The following is a 14,390-nucleotide window of genomic DNA, read 5'->3' as shown; positions in this document are numbered from 1 at the left end:
TGGAGGGGTACACGTGCGGGTTTTCCGCGTACGGCTGCCTTCGGGTGCCAGCTACTGGACCGTGCTGGACGAGGAGTTCAGGGTCTTCCAACCTGCCGACCGCTTCTTGCGGGAGGTGCGCCTGGCCCAAGGCCGGGCGGAGTCAACGACGAAGGCGTATGCCCACGCCATCGTCCTCTTGCTTCAGTGGTGCTCGGCCACCGGCCGCGACTGGAGAACTGCCACGCGGGACATGGGACTTTTCATCCTGTGGCTGAGGTGGACGCCAGGGCGGGGAGGTCAGCACCGAGTCGTGGTGCCCGGCCCCGGCGCCAAGCCGGTACGCGGCGACCGGCGAATCAACAAGGTGCTGACCGGCGTGCGGATGTTCCTGCTCCACGCGATCGCCAACGAGGAGGCACCGGCCTGGGTGCTGGAGCAGATCTACGAACCGGGCGACTCGAGGGACCTGCCGCAGGAGGCCAAGGGCGAGAGCGGCGGAATGCAGGTCCGATTGCGGGCCCGGCACCGGCTGCAGGAGCCAGAGACCGACATTGACCGGGCCAGCGACGAAGAGGTCGTCGCAATGTTCCTGGCCTGCCGTTCGGCCAGGGATCGGCTGACTCTGCTGTTGCTCTCCCGGGTCGGGCTCCGGCCGGGCCAGACCGCGGGCCTGCGCCGCAGTGATCCGCACCTGATGATGGACTCGCGGGTTCTGGGCTGCAACGCCGAGGGCGCCCACATCCACGTCGTTCGGCGGCAGAACGAGAACGACGCCTGGTCAAAGTCGAAGCAGTCATGGGTCATGCCCGTCGACTTTCTGGTGGTGCAGGCTTTCGACCAGCACGCGGTCGAACGGCACGAGGTCCTCGGCGAGGACGACGGCAGTGACTTCCTGCTCGTCAATCTGTTCCGGCCGCCCTACGGCTCACCGATCACGACCGATGCGATCGGTGAACTCTGCGAGTCGTTGTCCCGCCGGGCCGGCCTGGACCGGATGGTTACCGCGCGGATGTGTCGGCATGCGATGGCCAGCAACGTCGCTGACGCAGGCGGGAAGCTCGACGAGGTCCAGGCCCTGCTCGGGCAGAAGCACCCTTCGTCGCCTCGCCCCTATATCCACCCCAAGGCGACACGACTGCGCGACGCGGTCGATCGGGTGCCGTCCCCGCGGTTGCCCCGCGAGGGAGGCGAGCGATGACCGCGCTTCTCGCTCCGTCCACCAGGACGGACATCGACCAGCTGACTGCCGACCTGATGGCGTCAGTCGCCCCGGGGTTCCTCTCGCTGATGGGCTGGGATCCTGAGATCCGCGTCCTGCAGTTCCCGCCAAACGACCCACTGCTGAGCGGGCCCGCGTGTGTTCTGGCCGGCTGCAGCAACCCCGCCTTCCAGGCTCGGCACCGCGGGCTCTGCCGCGGCTGCACGGTCCGGATGGAGAAGAGCGGCCAGAGTTTCGACCAGTTCGTCACGACGGTGAAGCGCAACTGGCGAGGCATCGGTGTCGACTCGTGTCGCGTCAACGAGTGCGAACGGCCATGGATGACCGCGGCGATCGCGCTGTGTCGCGCCCACCGCTGGCAGCAGCAGAGGACGTTCCAGCTGCCGCTGGAGGAGTTCCTTCTCCTCCCCGATCTCGTGCCTTTCCCGACCTTCGGCCCCTGTCAGGCCGTCGCCTGCACCCGGCAGCGGCACGGCCACGGCCCCTACTGCCAGGCCCATCAACAGATGTGGAAGATCGCCTGCCGAGTCGAGGAGCCTCCGGAGGAAGAACGCTGGCGGCGGACGGCGCCGGCGGTCGCAGAGACCGGCAAAGTCAGTCTGCGCGGCCTCCCGGACCGCGTCGTGGCCGAGATCCTCTACAGCCTCCAACAGCGCTACGGCGAGGGAATCCGCCAGCTCGACTTTCAGCTGCGGCCGTTGAGCGACCGCGCTCGCGCGCATCAAGTCGCCTCACTCTCCGAGCTCGATGTCTCCGACCTGCCCAAGGCTCTGCGCGGCATGGCTAACACCATGCTCAAGCACATACGCCGATTGAACTTGTCGCCGGAAACCGAACGCCACAAGGAGGTCTGGGACGGGGCGGCCTTCGGTCTCAAGGGCTACCTCCACTTCGAGGGGATCACACAGTCCTGGTTGCGTGACGCCGTTCAGGCATGGGCTCTGGATGACGTTCCCAAGCGTCGCGGTGACAAGGCTCTGCGGGTCGTCCAAGACAGGATCAAGTCCCTCGTCCAGCTGTCGAAGAGCCTGCGGGTCACCCGGGTCGACGGAGGGTCCGACCCGCATCTACTGGGCCGGGACGACATCGTCAGCTTCCTCAACCGGCTCCTCTTCCTCCAGGAGAAGGAGGAGGTCAGCGCTCTGCGGCGGGTCATCCACGTTCGCGACACCCGCCGACTGCTCAACCGCATGAGAACCATGGGGCTGACGCGACCGGGCGAGCCACTCCACGGGCTCCCCTCCGACTTCGCCGTCCTCGCGGAAGACATACCCGACGATCCCGAAGACGCCGAAGCCGGCCGTGACCTCCCCAACGAGGTCATGCGCCAGCTCTGCGAGCACCTGGAGAAGCTGGAGTCCGACAACGATCCCGAGATCCGCACGGCCGTCGAGCTCCTCATCGACACCGGCCGCCGCCCGAACGAGGTCAACACTCTGCCCCTGGACTGCCTGGACCGGGACAGCGACGGGAAGCCGGTGCTGGTTTATGACAACCACAAGGAGTTTCGCCTCGGCCGCAGACTGCCCATCGCCGAGGCTACCGCGGGCCTGATCACGGCCCAGCAGAAACGGACCCGCGCCCGCTTCCCCAACACCCCGCCCAAGGAGCTGAAGCTCCTGCCGTCCAGCAAGAACAACCCGGCCGGCACCAAGACGTTCACCGACGGATGGATCACTGAGCGGCACCGCGCCTGGGTCGACTCGCTCCCCGAGTTCCTGGTCGCGATCGTGATCGAGCGCGACGGCAAGCGGACCACCGAGATGGTGCCGTTCGACAAGTCGAAGATCTTCCCCTACGCCTACCGGCACTCCTATGCCCAGCGTCATGCCGACAAGGGCACCCCTATCGACGTCCTCAACAAGCTGATGGACCATCGCCAGCTAGACACCACCCAGCGCTACTACCGGGTTGGAGAGGAACGGCGACGGGAGGCCGTCGACCGCGTCACAGCGATGCAGTTCGACCGGCATGGCAACCGAGTCTGGCGCCAGGCCCAGGCCCTGCTCGACGACGAACATACCCGCCGCGGCCTGGGTTCGGTCCAGGTTCCCTACGGAATCTGCACCGAGCCGACCAACGTCGCGGCTGGCGGACACGACTGCCCGGTCCGCTTTCGCTGCGTCGGCTGTGATCATTTCCGGTCCGATGTGTCCTATCTGCCGGACCTGGAGGCATACCTCGCTGATCTCCGGCGCGGGCGGGAGCGTCTGGCGGCGTTCGCCGCCGACTCATGGGCCAAGAGCGAGGCGATGCCGTCGGACGAGGAGATCACCCGCGTTCGGCGGCTGATCCAGCGGGTTCGCGCCGATCTCGATGACCTCACCAATGAGGAACAAGCTCAGATCCAGGAGGCCATCACGGTGGTCCGCCGAAGCCGTCGAGTCGTCTCGCTCGGCATGCCGCGGCATGCTCCGCCATCACCGCACGATCTTCGTCCTGAGAGGCCCTCTGCATGACCAACCGCATGATCGAAGGCAAGCAGGCAGATTCCGCCCGCCGCCGCGAACGCGTCATCAAGGCTCTGGATGGCATGTTGAAGCAGCGCCAAGACATCACGGTCTCCGCGGTCGCACGAGCAGCGCGGGTCGATCGCACCTTCCTCTATCGGCACCGCGATCTGCTCCAGCGCGTCCATGCCGCCGCCACAACCCCGGTCGGCGAGGGCCAGCTGGCGGCAGTCAGCCGAGCCTCCCTGCAAACCGACCTCGCCAACGCACTCGGGCGGAACATGCGGCTGACTACGCGAGTCCAGCAGTTGGAGAAGCGTCTCTCCGAGACGCTCGGTCAGGCCGTCTGGGACGAGTCCGGGCTCGGGGCGGCCGCCGACCTAGATCAACTCCAGCGGCACATCACCCGCCTGGAACAGGAGCTCGTCGAGACGCGAGCCGAGCTCGACGAGCGGACGGAGGAGCTTGAAGCATCACGAGCAGCTAACCGCGAGTTGACCCGCGCTCTGAACCAGGGGCCACCCCGCCACAGCTGAGGTCACGACCCCCACCTTCCTCGCCTGAAAGAGACCTAGCACCACAGCTGTTGCAATGGATAGAGTCAGCCACGCCAGCGTTGAGCTGCATCAATGCGAGTCACTGGCCACCGCAACAGCTGGGACCCCCAGAGAATCGGCGATCACCCTGTTCCGCAGGATGAACCGGCTCGGCGTCGGATGGTCCCCCGGCGGCAACTCCCCGACCACGAGTCCCTGTTCCGCGATCCGTCCGATCAACTCGGCGTGCCCGCGGGGATAGGGCCGGTCCACCCCGCAGGCCAGCACGGCCACGGTGGCACCGCCCGCGCCGAGCGCTCCCCGGTGCGCGGCGCCGTCCACGCCGTACGCCCCTCCGGAGACCACGACCCAGCCGCGCTCCGCCAGCCCGGCGCCGAGGCAGGCCGCCATGTGTGCGCCGTACTCCGTGCAGGCCCGGGCTCCGACGACGGCCACCGACCGCAGTGCCCATATCCGTAAGGACGGCCGCCCCCGCACCCAGAGCCCGATCGGCCGCGCGTCCCCGAGGTCGTCCAGCGGCGAGGGCCACTCCACGTCCCCCGGGCACACGAACCGCGCCCCGGCGTCCCGCGCCGTCTCCAGGTCGCGCCCCGGCCGCACCCCCGCGGCCCGCGCCCGCAGTCCTTCCCACCGCCGACCGGTCACTCCCGAGAGCCGCCTCTCCTCACCACCGAGCCTGCGCAGCACCTCGACGGCCCCGGCCTCCCGCAGCCACCGGCCCCCGACTTCGTCCCCGGGCTCCAACACCCGCGTCAGGGCGACCCTGGCCATGCGTTCCTCCTCCGCCGGGGGCCCGACGGTCACCTCGGCGCTCCGATCACCATCGGCACGCCGCGCGAGATCCCCGTGCGCAACTGAAGCGCCAGCGCGACGTCTTGCGCGCAGGGCCGGTCGTGCCCGGCCAGGTCCGCGACGGTCCACGCCACCCGCAGGACGCGGTCGAGTCCGCGGGCGGTCAGGAAGCCGCGCTCCAGGTCCATCTCGGCCGCGTCCAGTGCGCCCGGGGCGGCCGGCCATCGCGTGCGCAGCGCGTGGCCTGGCACTTCGCTGTTGGTCCGCCAGCCGGTGCCGGAGAGTCTGGCCGCCGCTCTCTCGCGCGCGGTGCGCACGCGGTCGGCGACGGTCCGCGTGGACTCTCCGGGCGCGCCGTACCCGGCCAGTTCGGAGCGGGTGACGGCCTCCACCTGGACCTTGAGGTCGACCCGGTCGAGCAGCGGTCCCGACAGACGGGCCTGGTAGCGGCGGACGACGGAGGCCGGGCACTCGCAGCCGTCGCCGAGCAGCGTATGCCGCCCGCAAGGACAGGGGTTGGCCGCCAGCACCATCAGGAACTTGGCGGGCAGCCGCACCACTCCCGCGCTGCGGGCGATCACCACATGGCCCGACTCGAGCGGCTGGCGCAAGGAGTCGAGGGTCTGGCTGCTGAACTCCGGCGCCTCGTCCAGGAAAAGCACCCCGCGGTGAGCCAGCGAGACCGCTCCCGGCCGCGCGAGCCCTTTGCCGCCGCCCACGAGCGACTGCATCGTCGCGGAGTGGTGCGGCGCGCAGTACGGCGCGATGTCCACCAGCGGCCTGCCCGGAGGGAGCATGCCCGCCACCGAGTGAACAGCCGTCACCTCCAGGGACTCCTCGCGGGTCAGCCGGGGCAGGATCGCCGGCAGCCGCTCCGCGAGCATCGTCTTGCCCGCGCCCGGCGGCCCTTGCAGGAAGATGTGGTGCGCCCCGGCGGCGGCCACCTCCACGGCGGTCCTCGCCGACGCCTGCCCGACGACGTCGGCCAGGTCCAGCGCGTGGGCGTCGTCCATCGCGGCGCCGAGGCCCGTGCCCACACCGGTGCCCGGCACGCAGAGCCCGGCGAGCAACGGATCGGGCCGCCCGGGCTCGTCCGGCTCCTCCTGCGGCACCGGCTCGTCGGTGAGCACCGCGATGAGCTGCCGCAGGCTGCGCACGCCGAGGACCGAGACCCCCGGCACCAGCGAGGCCTCCGCGGCCGTGCACTCCGGGACGACCACCTGTTCGTACCCCGCGTCCGCCGCGGCCAGGACCGCCGGCAGCACTCCCCGGACCGGTCGCACCCGCCCGTCGAGGCCCAGCTCACCGATCATCACGATGTCGGCGAGCACCCGCGGATCGATCCGCTCGGCCGCCCCGAGCACCGCGCACGCGACAGCGAGATCGAAACCGCTGCCGCCCTTGGGGACCGATGCCGGGCTCAGCCCCACCGTGAGCTTCTTCTGGGGCCACTCTCCACCCGAGTTGACCACGGCGGCGCGGACCCGGTCACGGCTCTCCGTCAGGCTCTTGTCCGGCAGTCCCACCAGCGTGAACGCCGCCACGCCCGGCTCCAGGTCGGCCTGCACCTCCACGACGACGCCCTCGACGCCGACCAGGGCCACGGAACACGTACGCGCGAATCCCATCAAGCCACCCCCCGCGCATGCTCGACGACGGGAGCGCCGCGCCGCGGGAGCAGGACACCGACCAGGTCGATGCGGACGCCACCCGGCGGTGGGCCGCCGCGCTGCTCGATCCAGCGCTGCGCCAGGCGCCGCAGCCGCTCCGCCTTGGCCCGGCCGACGGCCGCCATCGGATGCTCGAACAGCGCGGTGCCGACCAGGCCCGCCCTGCGCGTCTTGACCTCGCAGACGACGAGGGCCTCGCCGTCCATGGCCACGATGTCGATCTCACCGGTCCTGCCCGCGCGCCAATTGCGCTCCAGGACCGTCATCCCCGACTCGACCAGCCGCCGCGCGGCCAGGTCTTCGCCGTACTTGCCGAGTGCTCCCCGTGCGTTCATGTCGGCACCACCTCCGGCACCCACAGTCACGGACCCGGCCACACCTATTGGATCTTGGTGCATTACTCGCCGGTTGTGGAAAACTCCGCCACCCCGGCGAGTGAAGCCGCCCGCGCCCGAACGCCCGGCCTCAGCCCCCGGGCAGCTCCAGGTCGCTCTTGTTGAGCTCCTCGATGTTCACGTCCTTGAACGTGAGCACCCGCACCTGCTTCACGAACCGAGCAGGCCGGTACATGTCCCACACCCAGGCATCCGCCATGGACACCTCAAAGAAAACCTCGCCCTGGACCGAGTGAACCTGCATCTCGTAGTCATTGGTGAGGTAGAAGCGCCGCTCGGTCTCGATCACGTATTTGAACAGACCGACGACATCGCGGTACTCCCGGTAGAGCTTCAGCTCCATCTCGGTCTCGTACTTCTCGAGGTCCTCGGCGCTCATGGCATGTTCCCCTTCAGCCGTGCGTCCCCCTATTGTGCGTCAGCCCCGCGAACCCCTACACGATTTCCGTGTCGAGGATCTCGGGCCGGACCGGGGGCCCCTCGTCGAGCAGTCTGCGGAACAGCTCGGCGAGCCTGGTCGGGTACACCGTCTCATGAGCCTCGGTCAGTTCTCGGCACGTCCACCAACGTGCTCCGGCGACACTGCGGCGCTCCAGCTCCGTCAGCCCCTCGGCGACGGTCACCGTCTGCGACGTACGCGCCAGGTAGTACCACTCGTCCTGGTCCCAACGGCGCCCGGCGAAGGGGAAGGAGCAGACCCGGCGCCACAGCACCGGGCCGAGCTCGACCTCCGTGATGCCGGTCTCCTCGCGCAGCTCGCGCAGGGCGGCCTGTTCCCGCGTCTCGTCGCCCTCCAGACCGCCGCCCGGCGTGAACCACCAGTCGTCCGCGAGGTCGCCGGGCTCATGGCCGTGCAGCAGGAGAATGCGGTCGCTCGGGTCGAGCAGCACCACCCGGGCGACCCTGCGCAGCCGCTCAGGCGGCACCGACGGCCTCCCTCGTACGGCCACTGCCGCGTCCGCGGCCCAGGCGCCTGGCCACCGGGCCGTACGCGGCGCCGCCCAGGACGAGGCCCATGCCCACCACGACCGCGGTCACCACCATGCGCAACGGACCGGGCGCGGAGAGGCCGCCCGGCATGTCCGCGAAGCCCTCGGGGCGCTCCAGCATGCCGAACTTGTCCATCGGCCAGGCCACCGCGTCGACCCGCGCCTGCACCGCGCCGCGCGGCACCGAGCCGTTCTCCCCGTCGCTCAGGTGCACGCTGGAGTCCAGGGAGCCGCTGCGCTCGTCGCCGAGCAGGAACAGGCGGCCCTCGGGGACGGTCGTGGTGGGGATGCCGGTGACCGCGGCTCCTTGGCCCTCGAGGAGATACGGTTCTGCGACTTCCTTGCCATTGACGGTCAGCTTGCCGTCCTTGCAGCAGGCGACCTTGTCGCCGCCCACGCCGACCACACGCTTGACCATCGGCAGGTCGCCCCAGGTGGCCTGCTTGAAGACGACGACGTCACCGCGGCGCACCTCGTCGCCGTCGATCCGCTGCGCCAGGACCCGGTCGCCCGAGCCGATCGTCGGCGTCATCGACCCGGTGGGCACCGTGTACGGCTGGTACAGGACCGCGCCCCAGACGAACCCGCCGAGGAAGAGCACACAGCCGAGGGCCACGGCCACACCCGACAGCACGCTGCCGAGCCGGCCCCGGCCCTCGTCCGTACGACGTGTCCTGCTCATCCCGGTGCTCCCCCGTCTTGGAGACGACTCCGCCGCCCGTGCGTACGGACGGCGGAAGATCGGCGATCTGGGACGGCACCCTACCCGGCGGTACTGCCGCCAGAAACCCTCGCGTTCCGCGCGGCCGTGACCGTCAGCCGCCGCCGACGCCACAGCACGATCGGCACGGCGCCCGCGAGGCCGAGGACACCGGGAGCGGCGCTCGACAGCGCGTTGATGCCCGGCTGGTCGAACGTGTCCGGCTTGGGCAGCGTGGCCCAGCGGGTGGGCGGCCAGGCGATCACGATGGCGCGGCCCACGACGTTGTCCACGGGGACGGCGCCGCCGCCGGGCTGGTTCTGGTGGTAGCGGGAGTCCAGCGAGTTCTGCCGGTGGTCACCCATGACCCAGATTTTGCCCTTGGGCACGGTGACCTTGAACTGGCCGCCCTGGTCGTCGACCGTGCACGGGGTGTTCCCGGCGAAGACGTACGGCTCGTTCAAAGCCTTGCCGTTGACCTTCACCGGGCCGGTGCCCTTGCACTCCACGGTGTCGCCGCCGACCGCGATGACGCGCTTGATCAGGTCCTTCTCGTCGGCGGACGGCATCAGGCCGATCCAGCCGAGGACCCGCTGCACCGCGTTGGGGTCGGGCGTGGGCTCCCCGTCCAGCCAGTGGCCGGGATCCCTGAAGACGACGACTTCGCCGCGCTCGGGTTCGGAGCCGAACCACGGTGTCAGCTTGTCGACGAGGACGCGGTCACCCTGCTGCAGGGTGTTCTGCATCGAGTCCGAGGGGATCGAGAACGCCTGGACCAGGAAGGACTTGATCACCAGCGCCAGAACCAGAGCGATACCGATGAGGAGCGGCAGCTCCTTCCAGAAGGAGCGCGGCTTCTTCGGCTGCTTGGTGTCCTGCTCGCTCTTCGCCTGCTCGCTCTTCGCCCGGTCGCCGTCCGCGGCGTCACTCCCGGGGTTCGTACCGCCCGCGACGGCCTCGACGCCCGGCTCGTCGGATCGTCCCGGCCGCTCCTCGGGCCCCTCGTGTCCGGATCGTGCGCCGACCGCCAAATCCCCCACATCCACTCCTCAGTCCGTGTCGCCGCCTGCCCCAGATGCGATGCAAGCCCACCACTCCCATAACGAGCGGGAGTTCCGCAGGGGTCGGGAGTCGGATCAATCCGTATCGATCGCCGTGTGCCACCCTATGCGACGCTCCTGTGGCGGTGTCCGATGCCGCACGCGCGTCGGGTACGGACGCGTATGTGTCCGGCTCCTCCAATTCGCGCCAGTGGCCGAAGGGCCAGGCGATGACGAGGGCGCGCCCGACGACCTGGTCCTCGGAGACCGTTCCGCCGAACTTCTCCGTGCGGTGGAAGCGGGAGTCGGCCGAGTCGCTCCGGTGGTCGCCCATCATGAAGAGGCGCCCCTCGGGGACCTTCACCTTGAACTCGAACGCCGACGGCTTGTCACCGGGGTGGATGTAGGGCTCGTCGAGCGGTACGCCGTTGACGGTGACCTTGTCATTCTTGTCGCAGCACTTCACGGTGTCGCCGCCGACGCCGATCACGCGCTTGATCAGGTCCCGCTCACTGTCGGACGGCAGCAGACCGATCTGGGTCAGGCCCTCCTTGACCTGCTTGACGACTACCGGGTCGTCCTTCTTCCTGCCCTGTTCCTCTTCGAGCCAGTTGCCGGGGTCCTTGAAGACGACGACGTCGCCGCGCTCCGGCTTCGCTCCGAACCAGGGGGTGAGCTTGTCGACCAGGACCCGGTCCCCGATGCGGATCGTCTGCTCCATGGAGCCCGAGGGGATCACGAAGGCCTGCACCAGGAAGGTCTTCAGGACGAGGGCTATCAGCAGCGCCACACCGAGGAGGAGGGGTATCTCCTTGATCGCCGAGCGCCGCCTGCGCCGCTTGACCTTCTTCGCGAGCTTGCGCCGCTCCGCCCGGCCCGGCAGTACGGGGCCGCTGGTGGGCCAGGACCCCGTGGGCAGCCGGGGGTCGGCCCCGTGGCCCGAGGCGGCGCGTGTCCGCCCGCGGTTACCCATGCGCGCCGCCGGGTTCGGGCACGCGCGCGTAGCCGTCGGGACGCTTGAGGGAGGTCCAGTGGCCGATAGGCCAGGCGATCCAGTCGGCCCGGCCGATGACTTCGTCGACGGGGATCATGCCGCCGCCGGGCTGTCCCAGGTGGTCCCGGGAGTCACGTGAGTCACTGCGGTGGTCACCGAGCAGGAAGAGGCTGCCTTCGGGGACGACGACGTCGAAGGGCACCTGTGAGGGGGTGTCCCCGGGGTAGAGGTACGGCTCGTCGACGGGCTCGCCGTTCACCTTGATCCTTCCCCGCCGGCAGCAGACCACCCGGTCTCCCCCGGTGCCCACGACCCGCTTGATGTAGTCGGCATCCCCGAAGTAACCGCTGCCGTCAAAGACGACCGCGTCACCCCGCTGCGGCTCGGAACCGAAACGGTACGCCAACTTGTTGACGAGTACCCGGTCCCCGACGCGGAAGGCGGGCTCCATGGAGCGGCTCGGGATCTGGAAGGGCTGCACCACGAAGGCGCTCACCAGGAGCAGGGCCCCCACGCACAGCAGGAACGTCAGTGTGTACCCGCCGCCCGGCAGCCGGGAGACGAGCGACATGAAAACGGAGCGCGACCGTTCCTCCGTCTCCTCGGATGCTTCGGCGACGTGCGGGACGTCTCCGGAATCGGAGGGTGGGGAGGAGCGGTCGCGCTCCGTGTGCTGTGCTTCGGTGTCCATCGGAGCCAGATGCTATCCGGCGCCGCCGTGGACCCGCGCGGGAGCTCAGCGCTCGCGCTTCTCCTTGATCTTCGCGGCCTTGCCGCGCAGGTCACGGAGGTAGTACAGCTTCGCGCGACGCACGTCACCGCGGGTGACGAGCTCGATCTTCTCGACGATCGGGGTGTGCACCGGGAAGGTGCGCTCCACGCCGACGGAGAAGGAGACCTTGCGGACCGTGAAGCTCTCGCGCACGCCGGCACCCTGGCGACGGATGACTACGCCCTTGAACTGCTGCACACGGGAGCGGTTGCCCTCGATGACGCGGACGTGGACGTTGACGGTGTCACCCGGGCGGAAGGCCGGGATGTCGCTGCGCAGCGACGCGCTGTCGACGGCGTCGAGCAGGTTAGCCATGATCGTCTGCTTTCTTCACTGATGCCACAGGTCATCAGCGGTACGGGGAGATGAGGATTCGGTAGCTGATCGCGTCGGGCGGGCGTCATTCCCCCTGTGGCAGGGGCGCACGCTGGACGTACAGCAGCGGCCTATTCTTCCACGGCTTCGGGGTCAGGCCCAAATCGGCCGTCGGGCCCCGGCCGCCACCCCAGAATCGAGAGCATCTCGCGGTCCTTCTTGTCGAAGACCTTGGGATCGCAACGCTCGATGAGGTCGGGCCTGTTGCGGGTGGTGCGGCGCAGCGCCTCGTCCCGTCGCCAGCGCGCGATCTTGCCGTGGTGGCCGCTGAGCAGGACGTCCGGGATGCCGTGACCGCGCCACTCGGGGGGCTTGGTGTAGACGGGGCCTTCGAGGAGGTTGGCCATGGCGCCGGGGGCGAAGGAGTCGTCCCGGTGGGATTCGGCGTTGCCCAGGACGCCGGGCAGCAGCCGGGCCACCGCCTCGGTGACGACCAGGACGGCCGCTTCCCCGCCCGCGAGGACGTAGTCGCCGATGGACACCTCGTAGACGGGCATGCGGGTCGCGTACTCGTCCATGACGCGGCGGTCGATGCCTTCGTAGCGCGCGGGCGTGAAGACCAGCCAGGGGCGCTCCGAGAGCTCGACGGCGAGCTCCTGGGTGAAGGGGCGGCCGCTGGGCGTGGGGACGACCAGGACGGGCCCGTGGGCCCCGGACTCGTACCCCTCGGCGAGCACGTCGTCGAGGGCCGCGCCCCAGGGGCCGGTCTTCATGACCATGCCGGGGCCGCCGCCGTAGGGGGTGTCGTCGACCGTGTTGTGGCGGTCGTACGTCCACTCCCTGAGGTCGTGCACGTGCACGTCGAGCTGCCCACGCGCGCGTGCCTTGCCGACGAGGGAGACGTTCAGGGGTTCCAGGTACTCGGGGAAGATCGTGACGACGTCGAGCCGCATTACGCCTTGTCCTCCGAGGCTGCCTTGGGCGAGGCCGCCTTGGCCCGCGAGGCCGCCTTGGCCCGCGAGGCCGCCTCGTCCCCCGAGGCCGCCTCGTCCCCCGAGGCCGCCTCGTCCCCCGAGGCCGCCTCGGCGTCCCGGGCGGAGGCGATCTCCGCGCGGTCGTCGATGAGTCCCGGAGGCGGGTCGATGATCGCCCGCTGCTCCTCCAGGTCGATCTCGGTGACGATCTCCTCGACGAAGGGGATCATGACCTCTTCGCCGTCGGGCCGCTCCACGATGAACAGGTCCTGCGAGGGCAGGTGCGAGATCTCCGTGATGCGGCCGACCTCGACGCCGTCCTTGGTGACCACATCGAGGTCCATCAGCTGGTGGTCGTAGTACTCCTCGGGGTCTTCCGGGAGCTGCTCCGGGTCGACCTCGGCGATCAGGAGGGTGTTGCGCAGGGCCTCGGCGCCGGTGCGGTCGCGTACGCCCTCGAAGCGCAGCAGCAGCTTGCCGCTGTGCACCCGGCCCGTCTCGATGGTCAGCGGCCCCACGGATGCGGGGTCGGTGGCGAGCACGGCGCCGGGGCCGAGCCGCAGCTCGGGCTCGTCGGTGCGGACCTCGACGGTGACCTCACCCTTGATGCCGTGGGCACGGCCGATACGGGCGACTACCAACTGCACTGCGTTCTCTCCTCGGTATACGACTGCGGGCCGGGGACGGCTCGAAAGCCCTCCCCGGCCCGAGCCGGTGCTGCTGTGGTTCTACGAACCCGGTTCAGCGAACCTGGTCCACGTCGACGAGGTCGACGCGGACACCGCGGCCGCCGATGGCGCCCACGACGGTCCGCAGAGCGCGCGCGGTGCGGCCGTTACGGCCGATCACCTTGCCGAGGTCGTCGGGGTGGACCCGGACCTCGAGGACGCGTCCACGGCGCAGGTTGCGCGAGGCGACCTGCACGTCGTCGGGGTTGTCGACGATGCCTTTCACGAGGTGCTCGAGAGCCTCCTCGAGCATGCTCAGGCCTCGGTCGACTCGGTGGACGCGACCTCGGCCTCGTCCGCCTTCTTGTCAGACTTCTTGGCCTTCTGGGTGATGGCCTCGCCCTTGGCGTCGTCGCCCTCGAAACCCTTGGTGAAGGCTTCGAACGCGGCGCGCTTGTCCTTGGGCTCGGCGACGAGCAGCGGCGCCGGGGCCGGCAGGCCCTTGTGCTTCTGCCAGTCACCGGTGAGCTTCAGGATGGCCATGACCGGCTCGGTCGGCTGGGCGCCGACGGACAGCCAGTACTGGGCACGCTCCGAGTTGACCTCGATGCGCGAGGGGTTCTGCACCGGGTGGTACAGGCCGATCTCCTCGATGGCCCGGCCGTCACGGCGGGTACGGGAGTCGGCGACGACGATGCGGTAGTGAGGCGAACGGATCTTGCCCAGACGCTTCAGCTTGATCTTGACTGCCACGGGAGTGGTGTCTCCTGGTCTTGACGTGGGTGGGCACAACGGTGATGCCGCGTGGGGTTGCGGTACTCGAGTGCCCGATGGACGCGTCAGCCGGAGGAGAGAGGGGTCCTATGCGACTGT

16 protein-coding genes and 1 pseudogene are annotated in these 14,390 nt (G+C 69.6%); 3 read left to right on the top strand and 14 right to left on the bottom strand.

The window, feature by feature from the left end; genetic code table 11:
• Positions 1–13: 13 nt before the first annotated feature.
• Genes ACWDVB_RS07875 through ACWDVB_RS07865 form a run of 3 tightly spaced genes read left to right on the top strand, consistent with a single transcriptional unit; the run spans position 14 to position 4,187 of the window.
• Positions 14–1,180, top strand: a complete 1,167-nt coding sequence (locus ACWDVB_RS07875; RefSeq protein ID WP_451515804.1) for a tyrosine-type recombinase/integrase — start codon at positions 14–16, stop codon at positions 1,178–1,180.
• Complete coding sequence (locus tag ACWDVB_RS07870; RefSeq protein WP_451515803.1) at positions 1,177–3,660, top strand: tyrosine-type recombinase/integrase; 2,484 nt, start codon at positions 1,177–1,179, stop codon at positions 3,658–3,660. Before ACWDVB_RS07875 ends, ACWDVB_RS07870 begins: the two co-directional genes overlap by 4 nt.
• Entirely contained in the window at positions 3,657–4,187 is a 531-nt protein-coding gene (locus tag ACWDVB_RS07865) for a DUF6262 family protein (protein ID WP_451515802.1), read from the top strand. The genes ACWDVB_RS07870 and ACWDVB_RS07865 overlap by 4 nt, the downstream gene beginning before the upstream one ends.
• 138 nt (positions 4,188–4,325) lie before the next feature.
• On the opposite strand, the pseudogene ACWDVB_RS07860 reads toward ACWDVB_RS07865, so the two are convergent.
• The 14 genes and pseudogenes from ACWDVB_RS07860 to rpsP form a co-directional block, all read right to left on the bottom strand.
• A pseudogene (locus ACWDVB_RS07860) lies at positions 4,326–4,979 on the bottom strand (DNA-processing protein DprA); the annotation flags it as partial.
• A gap of 29 nt (positions 4,980–5,008) precedes the next feature.
• Positions 5,009–6,628: a YifB family Mg chelatase-like AAA ATPase gene (locus tag ACWDVB_RS07855; RefSeq protein WP_451515801.1), complete on the bottom strand. Its 1,620-nt coding sequence runs from the start codon at positions 6,626–6,628 to the stop codon at positions 5,009–5,011.
• Positions 6,628–7,005: a YraN family protein gene (locus ACWDVB_RS07850; RefSeq protein ID WP_451515800.1), complete on the bottom strand. Its 378-nt coding sequence runs from the start codon at positions 7,003–7,005 to the stop codon at positions 6,628–6,630. The genes ACWDVB_RS07855 and ACWDVB_RS07850 overlap by 1 nt, the downstream gene beginning before the upstream one ends.
• 130 nt (positions 7,006–7,135) lie before the next feature.
• Positions 7,136–7,444: a DUF2469 domain-containing protein gene (locus tag ACWDVB_RS07845; RefSeq protein WP_003965949.1), complete on the bottom strand. Its 309-nt coding sequence runs from the start codon at positions 7,442–7,444 to the stop codon at positions 7,136–7,138.
• Positions 7,445–7,499: 55 nt separating this feature from the next.
• Positions 7,500–7,991, bottom strand: a complete 492-nt coding sequence (locus ACWDVB_RS07840) for an NUDIX hydrolase (RefSeq protein ID WP_451515799.1) — start codon at positions 7,989–7,991, stop codon at positions 7,500–7,502.
• Positions 7,981–8,736: a signal peptidase I gene (gene lepB, locus ACWDVB_RS07835; protein WP_451515798.1), complete on the bottom strand. Its 756-nt coding sequence runs from the start codon at positions 8,734–8,736 to the stop codon at positions 7,981–7,983. Before lepB (ACWDVB_RS07835) ends, ACWDVB_RS07840 begins: the two co-directional genes overlap by 11 nt.
• 80 nt (positions 8,737–8,816) lie before the next feature.
• Positions 8,817–9,794, bottom strand: a complete 978-nt coding sequence (gene lepB / locus ACWDVB_RS07830; RefSeq protein WP_451515797.1) for a signal peptidase I — start codon at positions 9,792–9,794, stop codon at positions 8,817–8,819.
• Entirely contained in the window at positions 9,679–10,767 is a 1,089-nt protein-coding gene (gene lepB / locus ACWDVB_RS07825; RefSeq protein ID WP_451515796.1) for a signal peptidase I, read from the bottom strand. Before lepB (ACWDVB_RS07825) ends, lepB (ACWDVB_RS07830) begins: the two co-directional genes overlap by 116 nt.
• Positions 10,760–11,479, bottom strand: a complete 720-nt coding sequence (gene lepB, locus ACWDVB_RS07820; protein WP_451515795.1) for a signal peptidase I — start codon at positions 11,477–11,479, stop codon at positions 10,760–10,762. Before lepB (ACWDVB_RS07820) ends, lepB (ACWDVB_RS07825) begins: the two co-directional genes overlap by 8 nt.
• Positions 11,480–11,524: 45 nt before the next feature.
• On the bottom strand, positions 11,525–11,875 hold the full coding sequence (gene rplS, locus ACWDVB_RS07815; RefSeq protein ID WP_451515794.1) for a 50S ribosomal protein L19: 351 nt from the start codon (positions 11,873–11,875) through the stop codon (positions 11,525–11,527).
• Between the two features lie 131 nt (positions 11,876–12,006).
• Positions 12,007–12,828 carry a tRNA (guanosine(37)-N1)-methyltransferase TrmD gene (gene trmD / locus ACWDVB_RS07810; protein ID WP_451515793.1) on the bottom strand — a complete coding sequence of 274 codons (822 nt, stop codon included), beginning with the start codon at positions 12,826–12,828 and terminating at the stop codon, positions 12,007–12,009.
• Positions 12,828–13,496 (bottom strand): ribosome maturation factor RimM, encoded by a 669-nt coding sequence (gene rimM, locus ACWDVB_RS07805; protein ID WP_451515792.1) that lies wholly within the window; start codon positions 13,494–13,496, stop codon positions 12,828–12,830. The genes trmD and rimM overlap by 1 nt, the downstream gene beginning before the upstream one ends.
• Before the next feature lie 94 nt (positions 13,497–13,590).
• Positions 13,591–13,830 carry an RNA-binding protein gene (locus tag ACWDVB_RS07800; protein WP_014176063.1) on the bottom strand — a complete coding sequence of 80 codons (240 nt, stop codon included), beginning with the start codon at positions 13,828–13,830 and terminating at the stop codon, positions 13,591–13,593.
• 2 nt (positions 13,831–13,832) lie between these two features.
• Positions 13,833–14,270, bottom strand: a complete 438-nt coding sequence (gene rpsP, locus ACWDVB_RS07795) for a 30S ribosomal protein S16 (RefSeq protein ID WP_451515791.1) — start codon at positions 14,268–14,270, stop codon at positions 13,833–13,835.
• Between the last annotated feature and the right edge of the window lie 120 nt (positions 14,271–14,390).

This window comes from Streptomyces sp. NPDC003379, from assembly GCF_053589195.1.
The sequence above is the reverse complement of the archived record's forward strand: the minus strand, read 5'-3'. Positions and strand labels throughout refer to the sequence as shown.

Excerpts from the sequence above, each read along its gene's own strand:
- ACWDVB_RS07870 (WP_451515803.1), top strand. The coding sequence starts at position 1,177 with ATGACCGCGCTTCTCGCTCCGTCCACCAGGACGGACATCGACCAGCTG.
- ACWDVB_RS07865 (WP_451515802.1), top strand. The coding sequence starts at position 3,657 with ATGACCAACCGCATGATCGAAGGCAAGCAGGCAGATTCCGCCCGCCGC.
- ACWDVB_RS07855 (WP_451515801.1), bottom strand. The coding sequence starts at position 6,628 with ATGGGATTCGCGCGTACGTGTTCCGTGGCCCTGGTCGGCGTCGAGGGC.
- ACWDVB_RS07850 (WP_451515800.1), bottom strand. The coding sequence starts at position 7,005 with ATGAACGCACGGGGAGCACTCGGCAAGTACGGCGAAGACCTGGCCGCG.
- ACWDVB_RS07845 (WP_003965949.1), bottom strand. The coding sequence starts at position 7,444 with ATGAGCGCCGAGGACCTCGAGAAGTACGAGACCGAGATGGAGCTGAAG.
- lepB (WP_451515798.1), bottom strand. The coding sequence starts at position 8,736 with ATGAGCAGGACACGTCGTACGGACGAGGGCCGGGGCCGGCTCGGCAGC.
- lepB (WP_451515796.1), bottom strand. The coding sequence starts at position 10,767 with ATGGGTAACCGCGGGCGGACACGCGCCGCCTCGGGCCACGGGGCCGAC.
- lepB (WP_451515795.1), bottom strand. The coding sequence starts at position 11,479 with ATGGACACCGAAGCACAGCACACGGAGCGCGACCGCTCCTCCCCACCC.
- rplS (WP_451515794.1), bottom strand. The coding sequence starts at position 11,875 with ATGGCTAACCTGCTCGACGCCGTCGACAGCGCGTCGCTGCGCAGCGAC.
- trmD (WP_451515793.1), bottom strand. The coding sequence starts at position 12,828 with ATGCGGCTCGACGTCGTCACGATCTTCCCCGAGTACCTGGAACCCCTG.
- ACWDVB_RS07800 (WP_014176063.1), bottom strand. The coding sequence starts at position 13,830 with ATGCTCGAGGAGGCTCTCGAGCACCTCGTGAAAGGCATCGTCGACAAC.